The organism is Sinomonas sp. RB5 (genome assembly GCF_054063535.1).
Genome location: NZ_JBSSGJ010000004.1, coordinates 227,170 through 248,523 on the forward strand (window position 1 = coordinate 227,170; position 21,354 = coordinate 248,523).

Below are 21,354 nucleotides of genomic sequence, written 5' to 3' on the forward strand. Positions count from 1 at the left end.
CGCCCAAGAGGTGACCCCGCGCTGGAATTCCAACGCGGGGTCACCTTTCCTGGACGCGGGGTCACGTCTTTCGGGACCCGGGGTCAGGTCTCTAGGCCGAGACGTTGTCCTCGAACTCGGCGTCGCGGGTCTCCTTGGTCAGCAGGAGCGCCACGAACGTCAGGACGGCGGCGAGTGCCAGGTACACGCCGACCCACACCGTGCTGCCCTTGCCGAACTGCCACAGGGCGATCGCGACGAACGAGGCCGGCGCCGCACCGAGGACCGAGGAGAGGTTGTACGCGATCGCGGAACCCGTGTAGCGGACGTTGGCGGGGAAGAGCTCGGGCAGGATCGCGGCCATCGGCCCGAACGTCGCGCCCATGAGGGTGAAGCCCACGATCAGCCCGACCATCGCGGCGCCGGTGCCGGGCCCGAACATGAGGCCCCAGGCCAGGCCGAAGGCGAAGATGAGGCCGGTGACCCAGAGCAGGAACCGGCGGCGGCCATACTTCTCCGCGAGCGGCCCGGAGACCACGGTGAAGATGCCGAAGAACACGACGCCGATGATGAGCATCCACAGGAACAGGCCGCGGTCGATCCCGAGGCCGGGGACGAACGCGGACGCGTCGAACGGCTTGCCGGCCTTCTGGGCGGCGGCGCGGGCCACCTCGACCTTGTCCGTCGCCGTGCCGTAGGTGAGCGTGAAGCTCGTGGTCAGGTAGAAGAGCACGTACGTCGCCAGCATGATGAACGTGCCGGCGATGACCGCGCGCCAGTGGTGGCGGAACGTCGCCGCGAGCGGGACCTTGGCGACCTTCTCCTCCTCGAGAACCTTCTTGAACGAGGTGCTCTCGACCAGCTTGAGGCGCACGTAGAGGCCGATCGCGACCATGATGATGCTGAACAGGAAGGGGATGCGCCAGCCGAAGTCCTCGAACTGCTTCGCGGTGAGGAAGCTGTTCATGACCACGTACATGACGTTGGCGATGATGAAGCCGATCGGGGCGCCGAGCTGCGGGAAGGTGCCCCACACGGCGCGCTTGTTCGCGGGGGCGTTCTCGGTGGCCAGGAGCGCCGCCCCGGACCATTCGCCGCCGAGGGCGAGCCCCTGGAGGAAGCGGAACACCACGAGCAGCAGCGGGGCGAGCACCACCCAGCCGGGCGTCGTCGCCGGCGGGAGGAGGCCGATGAGGAAGGTCGCGAGGCCCATCGTGACCAGCGATGCGACGAGGGTGCCCTTGCGCCCGAGCTTGTCGCCGAAGTGGCCGAACACGATCGAGCCGACCGGGCGCGCGACGAATGCGACGCCGAAGATCGCGAACGAGGACAGGATGGCGTTGATGTCGGTGGCGTTCGGGAAGAAGAGCTTCGGGAACACGAGCACGGACGCCGTCGCGTACGCGTAGAAGTCGAAGAACTCGATGGTCGTGCCGATGAGGCTCGAGAAGATGACTCGGCCCTTCGTGTTGGCCGACTGTGCGGCCGAGGGCTCCGTCACCGCAGATGTGGTGGACATGGCATCGCTTTCACATGCTGGACCGAGGATTGACTTCCGGTCCTGGGATTGAGTACAAGCCATCCTATGCCCGCGCCGTCCACCCAACGGACAAGCGGTCCACATCGCGAGACGGAACCGAGTCCGCGTTCCCGGATACCTTCTGGCCCCTTCCGGAACTCACGGCGGCGCCGCGACCGGTGAGAGGGAGATGTCACGGCGTGTTAACGGCCCTGGATGCTGGCCGAAACGCCGCGTTCCTAGCGTGGAAGGCGATCCAGAGAAGCCCACTCCCCCGTCTCAGGAGGACCCATGAGCACCGAATCGACCACCACGCCCGCCCCGGCGCCGGGAGTCCAGAGCCCGGCACCCCAGAGCCTCCGGCTCGATGTCCGCCGCGGGCGCTGGATCGAGCACTGGAACCCCGAGGACACGGCCCAGTGGGAGTCGGAGGGGCGGGCGGTGGCCCGCAGGAACCTGCGCTGGTCCATCCTCGCCGAGTTCCTCGGCTTCGTCGTCTGGCAGCTGTGGTCCATCGTGGTGGTCTCGCTGCCCGCGGCCGGATTCCGCTTCGACACCTCCCAGACGTTCTGGCTCATCTCGATGCCGAGCCTGGTCGGCGCCACGCTCCGCATCCCCTACACGTTCACGGTGTCCCGCTTCGGCGGACGCAACTGGACGGTCGTCTCCGCGCTCCTGCTCCTCATCCCCACGCTCGGCCTCGCGGCGTGCGTGTCCAACCCCGCGACACCCTTCTGGCTCATGCTCACGGTGGCGGGGCTGGCCGGGGTCGGCGGGGGCAACTTCGCGAGTTCGATGGCGAACATCACCTTCTTCTTCCCGGCTCGGGAGAAGGGCTGGGCGCTGGGTCTGAATGCGGCCGGCGGCAACCTCGGTGCCGCGGTCGCCCAGCTCGCCGTCCCGCTGGCGGTGAGCCTGGCCGCCTTCGTGGCCAGCGGAGCCGCCGCCACGGGCAAGGCCGGCTCGACGCTCGCCGTCGCGGGGCTCATGTGGGTTCCGCTCGTCCTCGTCGCCGCGTTCGGGGCGCTGGGGCGGATGGACAACCTCGCCAATGCCAAGGGTGACCTCGCGGGCTCGCTCGCCGCGTTGAAGGAGCCGCACCTGTGGGTCGTGGCCCTCCTCTACATCGGCACCTTCGGCTCGTTCATCGGCTTCAGCGGCGTCTTCCCGAAGCTCATCCACGACATCTTCCCCGCGTACTCGGTCTTCACCGTGAGCGCCGCGGGCGTGCCGGCCGCGCTCTCCCTCGCGTTCCTGGGCCCCCTCGTCGGCTCCCTGTCCCGCCCCTACGGCGGCAGGCTCGCGGACCGCTTCGGCGGGGCGCGGATCACCGTCGCCTCGTTCGCGGTGATGGCGGCGGCCACGATTGCCCTCGTCGCGACGCTCCCGCTGGCGAGCTTCTGGCTCTTCCTCGCCCTGTTCCTCGTGCTGTTCGCTGCTAGCGGCATCGGCAACGGGTCCACCTACCGCATGATCCCGGTGATCTTCGCCAGGGCGAGCCGGGCCGCCCGAGGCGGCGCGCCGGCGTCGCACACCGCCCGCCTCGCCTCCGCCGCCCTCGGCCTCATCTCCGCGGTCGGCGCCTACGGCGGCTTCGTGATCCCCCAGCTGCTGGGCGCCTCAAGCGCCGCCACGGGATCCTACGTCCCGGCCTTCCTGGGGTTCGTCGCGGCCTACGCGCTCATGCTCGCCGTGTGCTGGGCCTGCTACCTCCGCCGCGGGTCCCTCGTGGCCCAGGCGGGCGCATGAGCCAGGCCACCGCGGGACCGGCCGTCCCGACCCACTGCCCCTACTGCGCGCTGCAGTGCGCGATGAGCCTCAGCACCCCCGGCGCGGCGTCCGCCGTCCCAGAGGTCGCCGGCCGCGACTTCCCCACGAACCGGGGAGGGCTGTGCCGGAAGGGGTGGACCTCCGCAGAGCTCCTGGCCCACCCGGGCCGGCTCACCGGGCCGCTGATGCGGGCGGACGACGGCGGGCTCCGCCCCGTGAGCTGGGACGCCGCCCTCGAACGGGTGGCGGCGGAGGTGCGGCGCGCGCAGGCCCGGCACGGGAAGGACGCCGTGGGCGTCTTCGGCGGGGGCGGGCTGACCAACGAGAAGGCCTACCTGCTGGGGAAGTTCGCCCGGATCGCCCTCGGAACCTCACGGATCGACTACAACGGCCGGTTCTGCATGTCCTCGGCCGCGGCGGCCGGCAACCGGGCCTTCGGGCTCGACCGGGGGCTGCCCTTCCCGGTGGCGGACCTCGCCGGGGCGGACACGGTGCTCCTGCTCGGCTCGAACGTGGCCGAGACCATGCCCCCGTTCGTGGCCCACCTCGCCGGGGCCCGGGCGGCGGGCGGCCTGATCGTCGTCGACCCGCGCCGCTCCGCCACCGCGGCGCTCACGGACGACGGCGCGGGCCTGCACCTCCAGCCCGCCCCGCACACCGACCTGGTGCTCCTCCTGGGCCTCGCCCACGTGGTCCTCGCCGAGGGGCTCGCGGCGCGCGACTACCTGGCAGAGCGCGTGGCCGCCGCGGCCCCCGGCGAGGGGCCCGAGGCGCTCGCCCGCTCCGTCGCGCCGTGGTGGCCCGAGCGGGTGCAGGCGGCCACGGGGGTCCCGGCCACCCTGCTCCGCGAGACGGCCCGGCGCCTCGCCCACTCCGCGCGGACCGGCTCGTGCTACATCCTCACGGGCCGGGGCGTCGAGCAGCACGCCGACGGCACCGACACGGCGACGGCCGCGATCAACCTCGCGCTCCTGCTCGGCCTGCCCGGCTCCCCGCGCGGCGGCTACGGCACGCTCACGGGCCAGGGGAACGGCCAGGGCGGCCGCGAACACGGCCAGAAGTCCGACCAGCTCCCGGGCTACCGCAAGATCACCGACCCCGCCGCCCGCGCGCACCTGGCCCGGGTCTGGGGCGTGCCCGAGGCGAGCATCCCCGGGCCCGGGCTGCCCGCCGTCGAACTCCTGGCCTCCCTCGGCAAGCCGGCCTCTGAGGACCCGGTCGGACAGAAGAACGCCGGCGGCGTCCGCTGCCTGTTCGTGCACGGGGCGAACCTCGTGGTCTCCGCCCCCGATGCGACGGCCGTGCGGGCCGCGCTGCGGTCGCTGGACTTCCTCGTGGTCTGCGACTTCTTCCTCTCCGAGACCGCCCGCGAGGCCGACCTCGTGCTCCCCGTGCTCCAGTGGGCCGAGGAGGAGGGCACCATGACCAACCTCGAGGGCCGGGTGCTCCGGCGGCGCCGCGCCGCCGAGCCGCCTGCCGGGGCCCGCAGCGAGCTGTGGATCATGCACCGGCTCGCGGCCCTGCTCGGCGCGCCGTCTGCCTTCCCCGAGGACCCGCGCGCGGTTTTCGAGGAGCTCCGCGCCGCCTCGGCCGGCGGCCCGGCGGACTACTCGGGCATCACCTACGAGCGGCTGGACGCCGGAGAGGCGCTGCACTGGCCGTGCCCGGCAGCGCCCGAGGGCGCGGCGCCCGAAAGCGCAGCGCCCGAGGGCGCGGGGTCGCCGGGAACGCCGCGGCTCTTCCTCGAACGCTTCGCCCACCCGGACGGCCGGGCGAGGATCGTGCCCGTGCGGCCCCGGACGCCCGCGGGCGCCGAGGCGGGCGCCGCCGCCCCGCGGGATCCATCGCTGTTCCAGCTCGCGACCGGCAGGCTGCTCGAGCACTACCAGTCCGGGGCGCAGACCCGGCGGGTCGCCTCGCTCGCGGCCGCCCGCCCCGAGGCGAGCCTGGACATCCACCCCGCCTCGGCCGCCCGCCTCGGGATTGCCGACGGCGCGTGGGTCACCGTCCGCCGCGCCGGTCCCACCGCGTCTGGCCCCCGGACGGGCGCCCCGGAGGTGCGCTGCCGAGCACGGCTGACCTCCGAGGTGCGGCCGGACACCGTGTTCGTCCCGTTCCACTTCCCGGGCACCGCAACGGCGAACCGCGTGACCGAGCAGCGCACCGACCCGATCTCTGGGATGCCCGAGTTCAAGACCACGAGCGTGCTCGTGGCGCCCCTGCCGCGGGACGCGCCCCAGCCCGGAACCACGGTCACGGCCGCGCCGCCCGCGCCCACCCCGGTCCCTGTCCCCGTCCCCGTGCCCCCGAGGGAGGCCTCGCGATGACTGCCCCGGCCCAGTGCCCGGCGGGCTCCGCGCCCGCCCGGCCCCGCATCGTCGTCGTCGGCTTCGGCCCCGTCGCCGCGCGCTTCGTCGACGAGCTCCGGCCCGCCGTGGCGGCCGGGGCGCTCGAGCTCACCGTGGTCGGCGAGGAGGAGCTCCCCGCCTACAACCGGGTGCTCATCGCGGACCTCGGCGTGGGCCGGACGGCTCTGGGGGCCATGGCCCTCGCCGACCCGGAGGAGCTCGCCCGGGACGGCGTGCGCGTGCTGACCGGCACCCGGGTGGCCCGGGTGGACCGGTCCCGGCGGGCGGTCCGTCTCGCCGACGGCACCGGGCTCGCCTACGACCGGCTGGTCCTGGCCACCGGCGCCCGCGCCGTGGTGCCCAACCTCACGGGGCTCAACCCGGACCCGCTGCATCCCGTCCTCCCCCCGGGCGTCACGGCGCTCCGCGACGTGCACGACGCCGCGCGGCTGGCCTCCGCGGTCGAGGGACGCCGCAGGATCGTGGTCCTCGGCGGGGGCGTGCTCGGCCTCGAGGCGGCACTCGCGGCGAGCGAGGAGGGCGCCACCGTCACCGTGGTCCACCACGGGGACCGGCCGCTCGGCCGCACGATCGACGCCGCCGGCGGGGCCACACTCGCCGCGGCCCTGCGCCGCCAGGGCGTCCGGGTCGCCGGCAACGCACGCTCGACCGGCCTCGAGACCGGCCCCGAGGGGGCCTTCCGTGCCCTGCTGCTCGACGACGGCTCGGCCATCGACGGCGACCTCCTGGTCCTCGCGTGCGGGGCCCGCCCCAGGACGGAGCTCGCAGAGGGCGCGGGCCTCGCGGTCGGCGCCGGGGTCCTCGTGGACGAGGGACTGCGGGCCCTGCACACCGAGCATGTCTTCGCGATCGGCGACTGCGCCCAGCCCGGCGAGAAGGCCCCGAGCGGACTCCTCGCCCCGGGGTGGCGCCACGCAGACTGGCTCGCCGCCCGCTTCCGCAGCGAGCTCCTGGGCGAGCCCGCGCCCGCGCCCCTGGGCCCGGAGCGGGCCCCGGTCATCCTGCTCAAGGCCCGCGGCGTGAACCTCGCACTCGCCGGGGCCGTGGCTGCAGACCCGTGGGATGCCTTCTCGCTCGAGAACGCCGCGGGCGAGTCCGGGCCCCCGCCGCTGCAGGTCTCCCTGTGGTCGGACCCGGAGCACGGGGCCTACGTGAAGATGGCCACCCGCGCCGGGGTGCTCGTCGGCTTCGTGGCCCTCGGCATGCCCCGGGCGGCGGCGGAGCTCACACTGCTGTTCGAGTCAGGCGCGGAGCTGCCCGCCGACCGGTCCGTCATCCTGCGCCTGGACGGCCCGGAGGCCGCCCTCGCCGGAGGCCCCTCGGCGGCAGGGACCGGCCCTGAGGCCACGCTGTGCCGGTGCGCCGGAGTGAGCCGCGGGGAGGTGCAGGAGGCGGTCGGCAACGGGTGCTCGACCGTCGAGGACATCTCGCGGAAGACGAGGGCCGGGACCGGCTGCGGCGGCTGCCGCGATGGGCTGCGCGAGCTCATCGAGGCGCACTTCGCGGCCGCTGCCGCCTGAACATCCCCAGCGCGGCGTACGCCACGGTGCCTGCCACGAGGCCCCAGAACGGGGCGACGATCCCGAGTGCGCTCACCCCGGACGCCGTGACGGCCAGCGTGACCATGGCGGCCTCGGCCGCGTGCGGCGTCGCCCTGCCCCCGCCGCCGTGCCGCCCGAGGGCATCGACGATCGCGCCCTGGGTCGCGGCGAGGAGCGCGACCCCCGCCAGGGACGTCAGGAGCGCACCGGGGACCGCGGCGACAAGGGCCACTGCCGTGGTGCTGAAGAGGCCGAACAGGATGTAGAAGGCGCCGCACGAGACACCTGCGATGTAGCGGCGCGCCGGGTCCTCGTGGGCCTCGCGGCCCGCGCAGATCCCCGCGGTGATGGCTGCAAGGTTGATCCCGTGGGCGCCGAAGGGAGCCGAGAGCAGCCAGGCGAGCGATGCGCCTCCGATCATGGTCCTGTGCCCGGCGTCGTACCCGAGCTGGCGCATCATCGCCAGGCCCGGGGCGTTCTGTCCCGCCATCGTCACGACGAGCAGCGGCACGGAGATGCCGACGACCGCCGGGAGGCCGAAGGTCGGCGTCGTCCATACGGGGCCGGAGAAGTCCCAGGTGAGGCTCGGCATCCGCACTGCGCCCGTCGCCGCGGCGAGCAGGGCTCCCGCGGCGAGCGCGGCGAGCACCGCGTAGCGGGGAAGGTACCTGCGGCCGAGCAGGAAGGCGAGGACGAGACCGCCGCCCACGACGGGCGCCTCCACGACAGCGCTGCTCGCCTTGAGCACGAAGGGGAGCAGGACACCGGCCAGCACAGCGGCCACGACCGGCTGCGGCACGGCCTCCATGATCTTCCCGAACCATCCGGGCGCCCCGAGCACGAGCGCCGCGGCGGCTGCGACGACGTACGCCCCGAGCGCGTCGGAGTACGGGTAGCGGCCCAGGGCGGTGAGCAGCAGCGCTGCGCCGGGCACGGACCACGCGACCACCACGGGCTGCCGGGTGGCCACGCTCAGCACGATGCGCGTGACTCCGCTGGCGATCGCGATCGAGCCCACCCACGATGCCGTCAGCTCCGCGCTCAGATGTGCGGCCGTGGCCGCCTGGAGGACCACGACCATCGGGCCCGCGTAGGAGACCGCGACCGCGATGAAGCCTGCCATGACGGCGGAGAAGGACGCCACGGGCGGCCTTCGCGGGCCGGCATTCCCCTCCGCCTCTGCAGCGCGGCAGCCGGCTGGTGCCGTGGTCGATTCCCCCGCGGTCGATTCCTCCGCTGTCGTGGCCATCGTCGCTCCTCGTACCCTGCCCATCTCCTGTGACGGCGGACACGGTACAGCAACGCGTGCCTCCGAGTGCACACGCTCCGCATCTGAATGGACTCAGCCCGGTCCACGGGCCGGCGCCCGGCTCACCGCGGGCTACTCCCCGACCAGTGCCTCGAGGCCTGCGACCGCCTCGGCGAGGGACAGGGCCGGGTTCGCGGCGATGAAGGGGAAGAGGAGCTCGTTCTCCTTCCTCAGGTGCAGGGCGAACGCCCGGGCAATCGCGGTGCCCAGGGCCGCCGCCCGGGCCCCCTCCGCCTCGCGGAGCTCCTCGACGAGGCCGATGATCGTCTGGTGGTCCAGGAGCATCCCTTCCACGAGGAGGTGCGCCTCCGCCGTCTGGCGGGCCTGCCCGTAGAGCGGGCCCTCCTCGGCCACGGCGTGCGGGATGAGCTCGTCCTCGCACCACCCGACGAGGTTGGCCTTCTCGTCGTAGGCTGCGCCGGCGTCGCCCGCGGCGACGGCCGCGACGAGCGCGTCGGCGAGCGCGCTGCCGCGCCGGAGCATCTGCCCGTGGTGCTCCTCGATGGCGCTGAGCGCCTCGCGGTCGTCTGAAAAGGCCCGGTGCTGATGGGCAGGGGCGTTGTCGTGTGCCATGCGGCCATGGTCCGCCGCGGCCCGCGCCGGCTCAAGGGCCGAAGGACTCCGGGACCTCGCCGGCCCTTTCGACGGAGGGGCAGCTGGGACCGCGGCCCGGACCCGGGTCCTCCGGGTCAGCGGACCACCGTGCGGTGACCGGCATCCAGGCGCCGGGTCCAGCCGCGCGCATCGAGGTGCTCGAGGAGCGGAATCGCGGTCCGGCGCGTGGTGCCGAGCGCCTGGCGTGCCTGGCTCGTGGTGAAGGGCTGTTCCAGCCGCGCCAGGGTGCGCATCGCCATGGCGGGAGCCGTGGGCAGGAGGACCACCCCGTCGCGCAGCCGCAGCACGCGGCCGGCACGCTCGGCGGCAGCAAGCTCCCGGACGCCGAGGCCCAGCGCGGCCAGCTCGTCCGCTTCAGGTGCGCTGAACGCCTGGGCCGCCAGTCGGCGCTCCAGCTCGGCGATGGCCGCTTCGGCTGCGCCGAGGTTGCGGTCGCTCCCGGGCAGCCGGAGGTGCCCGCCGTCCTGCTCCAGGCCCGCCCCGTGGACGACCGGCGGGAGCAGCCTCTCATCGGGCAGCGCGAGCAGGTCGCGGGCCGCGCCCATGGACAGGCCCGGCGCCAGGGGATCCCGATCCTGCAGCGCCTCGACCGCGGTGCGGAGCCGCTGCTGCCACGCGTGGAGCACGGGAGCATGCACCCACCAGCCGCCGAGGACCTCCACGCCCGAGGGCGCCTCGGCGTCGTCGTCGGCCAGCAGCCCGAGCCGACGGAGATGCTGTGCCTCCACCGCTCCGCGGGCCGCCACTTCGCCCAGCACATCCCCTGCCGGATCCATGCCCGCGAGCCGCTGCGCCCACTGGGCGCCGTCACCGCGCCGCCGCAGGGCCGGGGGGTCGGCGTCGAGGACCCGGGCGCCGCCCAGCACCGAGCGGCTCCCCGGATCACGCAGCACCAGGCGGTCCCCCAGCACGAGCGGCAGGCGCCTGTCGAGGACGAGCCGGGCGTGGTCGGGGCCGAAGGGACGCAGCCGCGCCGGCACGGAGGCGGTGCCGACGTGCACCATGAGCTGCTCCGGCACGTCGGTGTAGGCCACGCCCGTGCTCCGCTGGATGCCCAGCACCCCGGTGGTGGGCCACGCGTCCGGCGTCACGAGTGCGTCCCCTCGGCGGATGTCCGCGGCAGCGATGTCGCGCAGATTCAGCGCCACCCGGCTGACTGGCCCTACCGAGGTGCATGAGGTGTCGCGGCTCTGGAGGCCGCGCACGGCGACGGCCCGCGGACCGGCGTGCCCGAGCAGCTGGAGCCGGTCGCCCTGGGCCAGCGTTCCCGCACCCAGTGTTCCGGTCACCACGGTGCCCGAACCGGTGATGGTGAAGGACCGGTCCACCCACAGCCGGACCCGGCCGGACGTGCTCGGTGCCGGGACGCCGGCCAGCACGCCATCGAGGGCGGTCCGGAGTTCGGCCAGGCCGGCGCCCTCGACGGCGGACACCGTCACCGCGGGGGCGTCCCGCAGGCCGGTCCCGGCCAGCTCCGTCCGGGCCCGTGCGAGCACGTCGCCGATCCGCTGGTCGGACGCGCGGTCCGCCCGGCTGAGGACCAGGATCCCGTGCTCGATGCCCAGCGCGGCGACGGCGTCCCGGTGATCGTCGGACTGCGCCTGCCAGCCCTCGTCGGCGGCGACGACGAAGCAGACCACGGGCGCCGGCCCGATCCCGGCCAGCATGTTGCCGAGGAAGCGTTCATGCCCGGGGACGTCCACGAAGGCGACATCCAGCCCGGACGGCAGGGCGGTCCAGGCGTAGCCGAGGTCAATGGTCAGCCCACGGCGGCGTTCTTCCTCCCAGCGGTCCGGCTCCATGCCGGTCAGGGCGCGCACCAAGGTGCTCTTGCCGGAGTCGACGTGTCCGGCCGTGGCGACGACGTGCACGTCTCAGCCCGCCGCGCCTGCGTCCGCGGCGCCGAGGGCTGCCAGGGCCTTCCGCACCGCCTCGAGGATCCGATCGTCGTCGCCCTCGGGGACGCACCGCAGGTCGAGCAGGCAGGAGCCGCTGTGGACGCGCGGCAGCACGGCGGGGTCGCCGGTGCGCAGGAGGCCCGCGAGTCCCTCAGGAAGCCGGAGCGCCCAGCCGGGCAGTGCGAAGCCGGGGGCGCCGCCGCCCCCGACCCGGCCGGCGTGCGCCACGACAGGCACTCCGAGGGCTGCGGCGAGCCTCTCGGTGCGGCGCTGCAGCGTTCCGATGTCGGCGTGCAGCGCCTGGACGACCGGGGGCGCCCCGCCAGCGACGGTCGCCTCCAGGGCGGCGAGGGAGAGCTTGTCGGCGCGGACGGCCCGGGCGAGGGGGTGGCGGGACAGCCGCTCGATGATGTCCCTGCGGCCCAGGAGCAGCCCCGCCTGGGGGCCGCCGAGCAGCTTGTCGCCGCTGGCGATGACGACGTCGGCCCCGCTGGCCAGCGCGGTGGCCGCGTCGGGCTCATGCGGCAGGTGCGGGTCGGGGGCCAGCAGCCCGCTGCCCAGGTCGGCCACGAGCGGTATCCCGTCCGCGGCCGTCAACGACTTCAGCTCTTCGAGGCCGACGGCGGAGGTGAATCCCTCGACCCGGAAGTTGCTCGGGTGGACCTTGAGGACACAGCCCGTGGCGGGTCCGAGGGCGTCGGCGTAGTCGCGCAGGTGCGTCCGGTTGGTCGTGCCCACCTCGTGGAGCACGGCGCCGGTCGACTCGATCAGGTCCGGGAGCCGGAAGCCTGCGCCGATCTCCACCAGCTCGCCCCGGCTCACCACCACTTCCCGGCCGGCGGCGAGGGCCGTGGTGGCAAGGACCAGCGCCGCGGCGCCGTTGTTGACCACCAGGGCGTCCTCGGCGGCGGGACAGGCGGCGAGCAGGGCAGCCCGGGCGCCGGCGCCGCGCCGCGAGCGCCGGCCGTCGGCGAGGTTCAGCTCGACATCGACGTAGCCGCTGGCTGCGACGAGGGCGTCGACGGCAGCGGCGGACAGGGGGGCCCGGCCGAGGTTGGTGTGGACGATGACGCCCGTCGCGTTCAGGACCGGCCGCAGGGTGGTCGCGCTGCGGGCGGCGACGGCTGCGAGCACGGCTGGTTCCACCTGTCCCGGGGCGATGTCGCCGCGCCGCGCCTTCTCCTGGGCGTCGCGGACGAGGTCGCGGACCACCGGCTCGCTGAGCCGGCTGCGGGCCTCGCGGACGGCCGGCAGCGCCAGCAGGTCGTTCGTGCGGGGTATCAGGCGCCGGGGATCGACGTGGTCCACAGCCCCTCCTCGTGACGCGGCATCGGCTGCCGCTGGTTGGCGGTGGCGGACGGGAATCGAACCCGCCAGGCCGAGATGCTCGGCCTCACCGGTTTTGAAGACCGGGGGGCCCACCAGGACCCGGACGCCACCGCACCCCAATGTAGCAGGCGCCCCGGGGGTAGGCTGGCCGGGTGAATGAGGCCCCCACGTCCCTGCCGCTGCTCGACGGCGGCGCGGCCGGCACGCCCCGGCTGACCGGCTACGCCCACGGTGGCGGCTGCGCCTGCAAGATCCCGCCCGGAGAGCTCGAAGACGTGGTCCGCAGCCTCGTCGGCCAGCCGGGTGCGGACGTGCTGGTCGGCCTGGACAGCGGCGACGACGCCGCGGCCGTCCTGGTGCGCGATGACCTCGCCGTGCTCTCGACCGCCGACTTCTTCACCCCGGTCGTCGACGACGCCTTCGACTGGGGCCGCATCGCGGCGGCCAACGCCCTCTCCGACATCTACGCGATGGGAGGGCGGCCGATCATGGCGGTCAACCTCGTGGGCTGGCCCCGCGGCGTCCTGCCGGCAGAGCTGATGGCCGAGGTCCTCCGCGGTGGTCTGAGCGTCGCCGCGGAGGCAGGCTGCCCGGTGATCGGCGGCCATTCCATCGATGATCCGGAGCCGAAGTACGGCATGGCGGTCACCGGTGTCGCTCCCCCGGACCGGCTGCTGCGCAATGACGCCGCCGAGCCGGGGCTGCCGATCACGCTGACCAAGCCGATCGGCGTCGGCCTTCTCAACAACCGGCACAAGCAGACCGGCGAGGTGTTCGCCGAAGCGGTGGCGACGATGGCGAGCCTCAACCGCGACGCGGCCCGGGACGCGGTCGCGGCCGGCGTCCGGGCTGCCACGGATGTGACGGGCTTCGGTCTGCTGGGGCACCTGTACAAGATGTGCCGCGCCTCCACCGTGGGCGCGGTGATCGACCTGGACGCGGTGCCGCTCATCGAGGGGGCGCGTCAGGCGCTGCGGGACGGATTCGTCTCGGGCGGGACCCGGCGAAACCTCGACTGGGTGCGGCCGCAGATCCGGACCGCCTCCCGGATCACCGAGGACGACCTGCTCCTGCTGGCCGACGCACAGACGTCCGGTGGGCTGCTGGTGGTGGGCGAAGTGCCCGGGCACCCGGTGATCGGGCACACCACCGTGGGCGCAGGCATCGAGATCCGCTAGGCCTCGGCCCGGGCCTCAGCCGGCCGTGTCAGCCCGCGGTGGTGATCGAATCGTCGGTGATCCCGGCCGCGCGGCGGGCTGCAAGCCGCTTCTTCTGCGGTTCGATCGTGTAGCGCGGATCCCGGGCCGAGGACAGGCCGGCTTCGAACAGCCCGAACCGGGTCAGGGCCGAGGCTGCCAGCAGCGCCAGCCCGGAGGCGGCCGCCACGGCGCGGCTGCGTCCGGCCGCCAGTGCACCCAGTCCGCCGGCGACCGCCAGCCGTTCGCTCCACTTCAGCATGGCGCCGGCCTTGCCCTCGTGCAGGGGCTCGGCGGCGACCGGGTCCATCCGGTGCTCCATCACCCGCGTCGCCACCACGTCGCCGATGACGCCGAGCACCCCGAGCGTCCGGGCGGGAGAGGCCTCGTTGACCGGGGTCGTGATCATAGCGAGGCCGGCGGAGGCGAGCGTCGCCGAACTGACGAAGACGAAGGGCAGCTCCTCGTGCGCGGCATTCCACGTGGGGGTGGCAGTGTCGCCGAGCAGGACCGCGGTGTACGCCGCCAGGGGTCCGCCGAAGAGCGCTGCCTCGAAGCCGGCCAGCCCCTCGACGCCCTGCAGCACGGGCCGCAGCGGCCCGAGCGGCAGCCGCGCACCGCTCATGCGGTCGATCTCCGCGACCGCCGCGACCGCGGTGCCGGCGCTGAACGCGCTGAGGATCCACGAGCCGACGCTCATCGGCGACGTCACCTTGAAGGTCCGCAGCATGTGCAGGAAGCGCTCCGGCCGGCCCAGGTCCTTCACGAGGGCGACGGCACCGACGCTGACGGCCGCCAGGGCGCCCAGCCGGGCATTCCTGCGCAGCGTGGGCCGGCCGGTCAGCTGGCCGCCGAGGCCGAGCAGCGCGGACCCCCCTGCGACGCCGCCGAGGAACAGGTAGGCAGCCACGTCGTCGCCCCACGGCGCCGGCTTGACCACCGGACGGCCGTAGTACGAGGTGAACTCGGGCTCCGGAACCATGGGCATCTCCCTGGATCCGTCGCCGCCGCCGTCTCGGCGGCCGCCGCGTCGCCTGCCGTCAGGGCGACGGCGCCGGGCGGGCTCGGTGGGGCGGAAGCTGTCGAAATCCGAGTGGGTCACGCCCGTCCTCTCCAGAAGGCCAACGCGGCTGCGGCCACCATCCCTGCTACGGCCATCCCGGCCCTCCGGTACATCTGCGGCAGATCGGCCGTGGGCACCCTCGGGTCCGGCGGGAGCCCGTAGACCTCCGGCTCGTCGAGCAGCAGGAACACCGATCCGGTCCCGCCGACCCCGTCGAGCTCGTTCGCGCCGTAGAGCCTCGCTTCGGTCAGCCCCTGTGCATGCAGGGCGGCCACACGTTCCTTGGCCGTCTCCACCATGTCGTCGTGGTCGCCGAACTTGATGGACGTCGTCGGACAGGCCTTGGCACAGGCCGGGGTCTCGTCGGCCACCAGCCGGTCGTAGCACAGCGTGCACTTCTGGGCGACGCCCACGTTGGGGACAGCAGGATGCTCCGCGTGCTGCTCCCGCTCGGCGGCGACCGCGACGGTGCCGTCGCGGCGGCGTTCGATCACGCCGAAGGGGCACCCGGCCACGCACGTCCCGCAGCCGTTGCAGACGTCGTCCTGCACCACGACGGTGCCGAACTCGGTCCGGAAGAGCGCCCCGGTCGGGCAGACGTCGAGGCACCCAGCGTGCGTGCAGTGCTTGCAGACGTCGGAGGACATCAGCCACCGGAAGTCTGCCGTGTCCGGCGGCGCCGTGTCCGCCTCGGACAGGTCCGGTGCGGCATCCGCGGGCGGCCCGATGCGGGGCATGCCCAGGTTCACGAGCGCGCGCCCGGATTCCCGGGCCTCGACGATGCGGTCCTGGCCCTGCTCGATGAAGGCGACATGCCGCCAGGTGCTCGCTCCCAGCGCGCCCGTGTTGTCGTAGGAGGACCCCAGCAGCTCCAGGTCGCCGTCCTGGGGGTTGTGGTTCCACTCCTTGCAGGCGACCTCACAGGCCTTGCACCCGATGCAGATCGAGGTGTCGGTGAAGAACCCCTTGCGCGGATGGGTGTGCTCCCAGTGGGCATCGGCGGTGGGATCGGTCGGTCCGGACAGCTGGCCCATCTAGTCCTCCCTCGTCTGGTCGATGCCTTCGCGCGCCGGATCGGTGACCGCCTGGTTGCCGGTCTCGACGGTCGTGCCGGCCCGCGCCTGGTACTCGGCGACCAGGGCGAGCAGGTCGGCCCCCCGGGGCCGGCGGCCCGGCCGGATGTCGCATGAGGCCACCTTGGACTCCTGGATCTGGACGTTGGGGTCCAGGGTGACACCCAGGAGGTCGTTCGCCGCGTCGCCGCTGACGACCGCGTTCGTCCCGACGCCCCAGTGGTAGGGCAGCCCGATCTGGTGGACGGTGTGGCCGCCCACGGCCAGCGGAGTCATCCGCTCCGTGACGATCACCTTCGCTTCGATGGCAGACCGAGGCGAGATGATCGTGGCCCACCCATAGGGCTCGAGTCCGCGCTCGGCAGCCAGCTCCGGGGAGACCTCGCAGAACATCTCCGGCTGCAGCTCCGAGAGGTACGGCAGCCAGCGGCTCATCCCTCCGGCGGTGTGGTGCTCGGTGAGCCGGTACGTGGTGAAGACGTAGGGATAGACCTCCACCCCGCTCGTCCCGGCGCTCGGCGCGCTGAGGTTGTCCGGGCGCGGGAACCTGAGCCGCGCCGGGTTCTGCTGCTGCGGGTACAGCGCGTTGGCCACCGGAGATTCCTGGGCCTCGTAGTGGGTCGGCAGGGGCCCGTCCACGAGGCCGGTGGGTGCGAACAGCCAGCCCTTGCCGTCGGACTGCATGATGAACGGGTCGTCTCCGCTGAGGGCGGCAGGACCGCCGAGCGCGGGGTCGGGAGTGCTGCCCGGCGCCCGGTCGAGGGGGAAGTCCGGCACGTCGTCGCCGACCCACCGTCCCTGCTCCTGGTCCCACCAGATGTACTTCTTGCGCTCGCTCCACGGCCTGCCGGCGGGGTCGGCGGAGGCCCGGTTGTAGAGGATCCGGCGGTTGGCCGGCCACGCCCAGCCCCAGTCCGGTGCGGCAGGTCCCTGCTCGCGGCCCGGCGTGCGATTCGCGGCATGGTTGGTGCCGCCGGCGTACACGCCGGTGTAGATCCAGCAGCCCGCTGCGGTGGAACCGTCGGCGCGCAGCTCGGTGTACGCCGAGAGCGGGCTGCCGGCGTCCGGGCCAGCCAGGTGGCGGCCGTTGATCTCGGCGAGCACGGCCTCCGGATCGGGATCGCCGTGCTCGTCCGTGGGGTAGTCCCACGTGAGGTCGAGCAGCGGGCGGTCGCGCTCGTCGTCCGAGCCGGCCAGCTTCTCGCGGATCCGCTGGCCCAGCTCGAAGAAGAACTGCAGCTCGCTCTGGCATTCACCGGGCGGGGAGACCGCCTGGTGCCGCCACTGGAGCAGCCGCTGGGTCTGGGTGAACGAGCCCGCCTTCTCCACATGGGTCGCCGCGGGCAGGAAGAACACCTCGGTCTCGATGTCCTCGGTGCGCAGTTCCCCAGACTCAATCTCCGGGCCGTCCTTCCACCACGTGGCCGACTCGATGAGGTTCAGGTCGCGGACGACGAGCCACTTCAGGTGCGACATGCCCAGCCGCTGCATGCGCCCGTGGGCCGAGCCCACGGCCGGGTTCTGTCCGAGGAGGAAGTAGCCCTCCACCTCGTCGTCGAGCATGCCCATCACGGTCTCGTAGGTGCCGTGCGCTCCGGTCAGTCTCGGGAGGTAGTCGTAGGCCCAGTCGTTCTCCGCCGTCGCGGCGTCGCCCCACCACGCCTTCAGCAGGCTCACGGTGTAGGCATCGGCGTCCGCCCAATAGCCCTTCTGCTGCTTCGACGCGATCGCCCCCAGATACTCGCTGAGAGTGTCGTGGCGTCCCGCGCTCGGCATCGGCAGGTACCCGGGGAGCAGGTTGAAGAGGGTCGGGATGTCCGTGGAGCCCTGGATGCTGGCGTGGCCGCGCAGCGCCATGATCCCGCCGCCCGGGCGGCCCACATTGCCGAGCAGGAGCTGCAGGATCGCGGCGGTCCGGATGAACTGTGCTCCCAGGGAGTGCTGGGTCCACCCGACGGCGTAGGCGAAGCAGGTGGTCCTCTCGCGCCCCGAGTTCTCGGTGATGGTGCGGGCCAGGTACTCGAAGTCGGCGACGTCGATGCCGCACATGTCGCGGACCATCTCCGGGGTGTAACGGGAGTAGTGCCGCTTGACGATCTGGAAGACGGTCCTCGGATCCTGCAGTGTGTCGTCGCGCCGCACCTGGGCATGCTCCAGGGCCGGCCCGCCGCTGCCGAACGAGTGGCCGGCGGCACGGGCCGCGGCGTCCGCGCCGTGCTCGGAGCTGGCTCCGGGCTCGGCGATCGAGCCCCCCTCGTCCTCTGCGTATCCCCACGACGACTTGTCGTACGCCCCGGTCTCCGGATCGAAGCCCGAGAAGAGGCCGCCGAGGTCCTCGGCGTCGCGGTAGTCCTCGTGGACCAGCGTCGCCGCGTTGGTGTACGCGCTCACGTACTCCTTGAACCAGAGGTCGTTGCTGATGACGTAGTTGATGAGCGCACCCAGGAGGACGACGTCAGAGCCGGCACGGATCGGGATGTGCCTGTCCGCGACGGCCGACGTGCGGGTGAAGCGGGGGTCGACGTGGATGACCTTCGCTCCGCGGGCCTTCGCCTCCGCAACCCACTGGAATCCCACCGGATGGCACTCGGCCATGTTGGAACCCTGGATGATGATGCAGTCGGCGTTGGCCATGTCCTGCAGTGACTGCGTCGCGCCACCGCGTCCAAACGAGGCTCCCAGACTGGGAACCGTGGCGGAGTGTCAAATGCGCGCCTGGTTCTCGGTCTGCACCGCCCCGGCAGCCGTGAACAGCTTCTTGATCAGGTAGTTCTCTTCGTTGTCCAGCGTCGCGCCGCCGAGCGAGGCGATGCCCATGGTGCGGCGCAGCAGCCGGCCTTCGCTGTCTTCCTGCTGCCACGTCCTGCGGCGCGTCTCGATGAACCGGTCCGCGATCATGTCGACGGCGGTGGCCAGGTCCAGGTGCTTCCACTCCGCAGAGCGCGGGGCGCGGTACAGCACCCGGGTCTGCCGGCCCGGGGAGTTGACCAACTGTTCGCTGGCCGAGCCCTTGGGGCACAGGCGGCCGCGCGAGATGGGCGAGTCCGGGTCGCCCTCGATCTGCACGACCCTCTCGTCCTTGACGTAGACGCGCTGCCCGCAGCCCACCGCGCAGTAGGGGCACACGCTCTGCACGACGCGGTCGGCCGTGGCCGTCCGGGGGGCGATCGCCTTGGTCCGGGGCGAGGTGACCGAGGGCCCACGGCCGAGCAGATCGCCGGTGCGCATCTGCCGGACGACGGGCCATTCAAGGAAGCTCCGCGGTGCCATGGTTGCGAGCATAGCCCACATGAGGGCGCCCGCGGCAGGACCCCCCGCTCCCCCGGTGCGGCGGCGCGCGGCGCGCCGGGGGCGGCCGGCCGGCTACATGTGCACGTGCAGGCGCCGCGCGGCCTCCGAGAGCGAGCCGGACAGGGACGGATAGACGGCGTAGGTGTTCGCGACGTCGTCCACGTGGAGCTTCTGCTCGACCGCCATCGCGAGGCCGAAGATGAGCTCGGAGGCGTTCGAGCCCATCACGACGGCGCCGATCACAGTCCCGGATCCCTTGCGGGAGATGATCTTGACGAACCCGTCGGTCGTGTTGCGCATCTTGGCGCGGGCGTTGCTCTTCAGGCGCAGCGTCACGATGTCCCCGGCGATCCTGCCGGTCGCGACGTCCGCCTCGGAGGCGCCCACGGAGGCGATCTCGGGCGAGGTGAAGATGTTCGAGGCCACGTGGTTGAGGTTCAGGGGCGTCACCTGGTCGCCGAGGATGTGGGCGACCGCGATGCGGCCCTGCATCGCCGCGACGGAGGCGAGCGCGAGGACGCCCGTGCAGTCGCCCGCCGCGTAGATGCTGGTCGCGGAGGTGCGGGAGACGCCGTCGACCTTGATGTGCCCGCTCTCGCTGACGGCGACGCCGGCCTGCTCGAGCCCGATCCCGTCCGTGTTGGGGATGGAGCCGACGCAGAGGAGGCAGTGCGAGCCGGTCACCTTCGTGCCGTCGCCGAGGGTGACGACGACGCCGTCCTCCGTGCGCTCGACCGCCTCGGCCCGCGAGCGCGAGAGCACCCGCACCCCGCGCCGGGTGAAGACCTTCTCGAGCAGCTCGGCGGCGTCGGTGTCGGAGCCGGGGAGGACCCGGTCGCGGGACGAGATGAGCGTGACCTTGCACCCGAGGCCGTTGTAGGCGGAGGCGAACTCGGCGCCCGTCACGCCCGAGCCGACCACGATGAGGTCCTCCGGGAGCTCCTCGAGGCTGTAGATCTGGGCCCAGTTGAGGATCCGCTCGCCGTCCGGGCGGGCCGTGGGCAGCTCGCGGGGGTGGGCGCCCACGGCGAGGATCACGGCGTCGGCCTCGATCCGCTCGGTCCCGTCCACGGTGACCGCCTCGATCACGCTGCCGTCCACGAGCCGGCCGGAGCCCAGGACGATCCTGACGCCCTGCGCCTCGAGCCCGGCGCGGATGTCCTCCGACTGCTGGCGGGCGAGGCCAAGGAGCCGGTCGTTGACGATGCGCAGGTCCGCGCGGAGGTCGGAGCGCTTGAGCGAGTCCCCGCTGCCGGAGGCCAGGCGCAGCCCGAGCGCCGCCGAGGCCTCCTCGACCCGGGTCATGAGGTCGGACGTCGCGATGAGGGTCTTGGAGGGCACCACGTCGGTGAGCACCGCGGAGCCGCCGAGCCCGGCGCGCTCCACGATCGTGACCCGGGCGCCGAGCGACGCGGCGACCGACGCCGCCTCGTAGCCGCCGGGTCCGCCGCCGAGGATTGCAATGTGGGGGGCCGCGAAGTCAGGGTTCATCGTCACGGACATCCATTGTGCCCTGCGCGGGGGCATGGGGGCCATTGCGTGCCGAGCATGCCCCGCGCGGGTGCGGTTGGTAGGTTCTACCTGTGACGACAACGGCAACTGCCACCGGGCCCTTCGAGCTGGCCCGGGCCGCGGCAGACCATATTGCGCGCGCCACGGGCGTGGCGCAGCACGACCTCGCGCTCGTCCTCGGCTCCGGCTGGGCCGGCGCGGCGGACCTCATCGGGGAGACGACCGCGACCCTCCCCGCGCCCGAGGTCCCCGGCTTCTCGGCCCCCGCGGTGGAGGGCCATGTGGGCACCATCCGCTCCGTGCTGACCGCGGACGGCAAGCGGGCCCTCGTGCTCGGCGCGCGCACCCACTACTACGAGGGCAAGGGCGTGCGCGCGGTGGTGCACGGCGTCCGCACCGCGGCAGCCGCGGGCTGCAGGGTCCTCACGCTCACGAACGGCTGCGGCGGCCTGAACCCCGACTGGGCGCCCGGCACTCCGGTGCTGATCAGCGACCACATCAACCTCACCGCCGCGTCCCCGCTCGAGGGCGCGACCTTCGTGGACCTGACCGACCTCTACTCGGCGCGGCTGCGCGCGGTGGCCCGGTCCGTGGACCCGAGCCTCGCCGAGGGCGTGTACGCCCAGTTCCCCGGACCCCACTACGAGACGCCGGCCGAGGTGCAGTACGCGAAGCGGATCGGCGCGGACCTTATCGGCATGTCCACCGCGCTCGAGGCGATCGCCGCACGGCACGCAGGCCTGGAGGTCTTCGGCATCTCGCTCGTGACCAACCTCGCCGCCGGCATCAGTCCGGAGCCCCTCAGCCACGAGGAGGTCCTCGAGGCCGGGCGGGCCGCCGGCCCGCGCATCTCGCGCCTCCTCGCCGACGTCCTCGCCGCGATCTGAAGG

At 73.3% G+C, this 21,354-nt stretch carries 14 protein-coding genes and 1 tRNA gene; 5 read left to right on the forward strand and 10 right to left on the reverse strand.

Annotated features, from left to right (window positions below; genetic code table 11):
* Positions 1 to 91: 91 nt before the first annotated feature.
* Positions 92 to 1,498: an MFS transporter gene (locus tag ACVWWH_RS07305; protein ID WP_066497052.1), complete on the reverse strand. Its 1,407-nt coding sequence runs from the start codon at positions 1,496 to 1,498 to the stop codon at positions 92 to 94.
* Positions 1,499 to 1,789: 291 nt separating this feature from the next.
* Between ACVWWH_RS07305 and ACVWWH_RS07310 the strand changes: the two genes are divergently transcribed.
* Genes ACVWWH_RS07310 through ACVWWH_RS07320 form a run of 3 tightly spaced genes read left to right on the forward strand, consistent with a single transcriptional unit; the run spans position 1,790 to position 7,157 of the window.
* Complete coding sequence (locus ACVWWH_RS07310; protein ID WP_447421614.1) at positions 1,790 to 3,247, forward strand: MFS transporter; 1,458 nt, start codon at positions 1,790 to 1,792, stop codon at positions 3,245 to 3,247.
* Positions 3,244 to 5,595 carry a molybdopterin oxidoreductase family protein gene (locus tag ACVWWH_RS07315; RefSeq protein ID WP_457316112.1) on the forward strand — a complete coding sequence of 784 codons (2,352 nt, stop codon included), beginning with the start codon at positions 3,244 to 3,246 and terminating at the stop codon, positions 5,593 to 5,595. Before ACVWWH_RS07310 ends, ACVWWH_RS07315 begins: the two co-directional genes overlap by 4 nt.
* Positions 5,592 to 7,157, forward strand: coding sequence for an FAD-dependent oxidoreductase (locus ACVWWH_RS07320; protein ID WP_457316113.1), 1,566 nt, complete (start codon positions 5,592 to 5,594; stop codon positions 7,155 to 7,157). The genes ACVWWH_RS07315 and ACVWWH_RS07320 overlap by 4 nt, the downstream gene beginning before the upstream one ends.
* Here the strand turns inward: ACVWWH_RS07320 and ACVWWH_RS07325 are convergent.
* From ACVWWH_RS07325 to ACVWWH_RS07345, 5 genes are all read right to left on the reverse strand, one after another.
* Complete coding sequence (locus ACVWWH_RS07325) at positions 7,123 to 8,427, reverse strand: benzoate/H(+) symporter BenE family transporter (RefSeq protein WP_457316114.1); 1,305 nt, start codon at positions 8,425 to 8,427, stop codon at positions 7,123 to 7,125. The genes ACVWWH_RS07320 and ACVWWH_RS07325 overlap by 35 nt on opposite strands.
* A 132-nt stretch (positions 8,428 to 8,559) precedes the next feature.
* Entirely contained in the window at positions 8,560 to 9,060 is a 501-nt protein-coding gene (locus ACVWWH_RS07330) for a hemerythrin domain-containing protein (protein ID WP_066497047.1), read from the reverse strand.
* A 116-nt stretch (positions 9,061 to 9,176) separates the two neighbouring features.
* Positions 9,177 to 10,973, reverse strand: a complete 1,797-nt coding sequence (selB, locus tag ACVWWH_RS07335; protein ID WP_066497046.1) for a selenocysteine-specific translation elongation factor — start codon at positions 10,971 to 10,973, stop codon at positions 9,177 to 9,179.
* Between the two features lie 3 nt (positions 10,974 to 10,976).
* Complete coding sequence (gene selA / locus ACVWWH_RS07340) at positions 10,977 to 12,308, reverse strand: L-seryl-tRNA(Sec) selenium transferase (RefSeq protein WP_066497044.1); 1,332 nt, start codon at positions 12,306 to 12,308, stop codon at positions 10,977 to 10,979.
* A 37-nt stretch (positions 12,309 to 12,345) separates the two neighbouring features.
* A tRNA-Sec gene (locus tag ACVWWH_RS07345) sits at positions 12,346 to 12,440 on the reverse strand.
* Positions 12,441 to 12,508: 68 nt separating this feature from the next.
* Between ACVWWH_RS07345 and selD the strand changes: the two genes are divergently transcribed.
* Complete coding sequence (gene selD / locus ACVWWH_RS07350) at positions 12,509 to 13,507, forward strand: selenide, water dikinase SelD (protein ID WP_457316134.1); 999 nt, start codon at positions 12,509 to 12,511, stop codon at positions 13,505 to 13,507.
* Positions 13,508 to 13,535: 28 nt separating this feature from the next.
* On the opposite strand, the gene nrfD is transcribed toward selD, so the two are convergent.
* From nrfD to ACVWWH_RS07370, 4 genes are all read right to left on the reverse strand, one after another.
* Complete coding sequence (nrfD, locus tag ACVWWH_RS07355) at positions 13,536 to 14,627, reverse strand: NrfD/PsrC family molybdoenzyme membrane anchor subunit (protein WP_457316115.1); 1,092 nt, start codon at positions 14,625 to 14,627, stop codon at positions 13,536 to 13,538.
* Positions 14,624 to 15,622 carry a 4Fe-4S dicluster domain-containing protein gene (locus ACVWWH_RS07360; protein WP_066497039.1) on the reverse strand — a complete coding sequence of 333 codons (999 nt, stop codon included), beginning with the start codon at positions 15,620 to 15,622 and terminating at the stop codon, positions 14,624 to 14,626. Before ACVWWH_RS07360 ends, nrfD begins: the two co-directional genes overlap by 4 nt.
* On the reverse strand, positions 15,623 to 18,931 hold the full coding sequence (gene fdh / locus ACVWWH_RS07365) for a formate dehydrogenase (RefSeq protein WP_457316116.1): 3,309 nt from the start codon (positions 18,929 to 18,931) through the stop codon (positions 15,623 to 15,625).
* 93 nt (positions 18,932 to 19,024) lie between these two features.
* On the reverse strand, positions 19,025 to 20,449 hold the full coding sequence (locus ACVWWH_RS07370; RefSeq protein ID WP_457316117.1) for an NAD(P)H-quinone dehydrogenase: 1,425 nt from the start codon (positions 20,447 to 20,449) through the stop codon (positions 19,025 to 19,027).
* An 86-nt stretch (positions 20,450 to 20,535) separates the two neighbouring features.
* On the opposite strand from ACVWWH_RS07370, the gene ACVWWH_RS07375 reads away from it, so the two are divergent.
* On the forward strand, positions 20,536 to 21,351 hold the full coding sequence (locus ACVWWH_RS07375) for a purine-nucleoside phosphorylase (protein WP_066497035.1): 816 nt from the start codon (positions 20,536 to 20,538) through the stop codon (positions 21,349 to 21,351).
* Positions 21,352 to 21,354: the final 3 nt, after the last annotated feature.

Coding starts and splice junctions, on each gene's coding strand:
- ACVWWH_RS07305 (WP_066497052.1), bottom strand. CDS start 1,498: ATGTCCACCACATCTGCGGTGACGGAGCCCTCGGCCGCACAGTCGGCC.
- ACVWWH_RS07310 (WP_447421614.1), top strand. CDS start 1,790: ATGAGCACCGAATCGACCACCACGCCCGCCCCGGCGCCGGGAGTCCAG.
- ACVWWH_RS07315 (WP_457316112.1), top strand. CDS start 3,244: ATGAGCCAGGCCACCGCGGGACCGGCCGTCCCGACCCACTGCCCCTAC.
- ACVWWH_RS07320 (WP_457316113.1), top strand. CDS start 5,592: ATGACTGCCCCGGCCCAGTGCCCGGCGGGCTCCGCGCCCGCCCGGCCC.
- ACVWWH_RS07325 (WP_457316114.1), bottom strand. CDS start 8,427: ATGGCCACGACAGCGGAGGAATCGACCGCGGGGGAATCGACCACGGCA.
- ACVWWH_RS07330 (WP_066497047.1), bottom strand. CDS start 9,060: ATGGCACACGACAACGCCCCTGCCCATCAGCACCGGGCCTTTTCAGAC.
- ACVWWH_RS07360 (WP_066497039.1), bottom strand. CDS start 15,622: ATGGGCCAGCTGTCCGGACCGACCGATCCCACCGCCGATGCCCACTGG.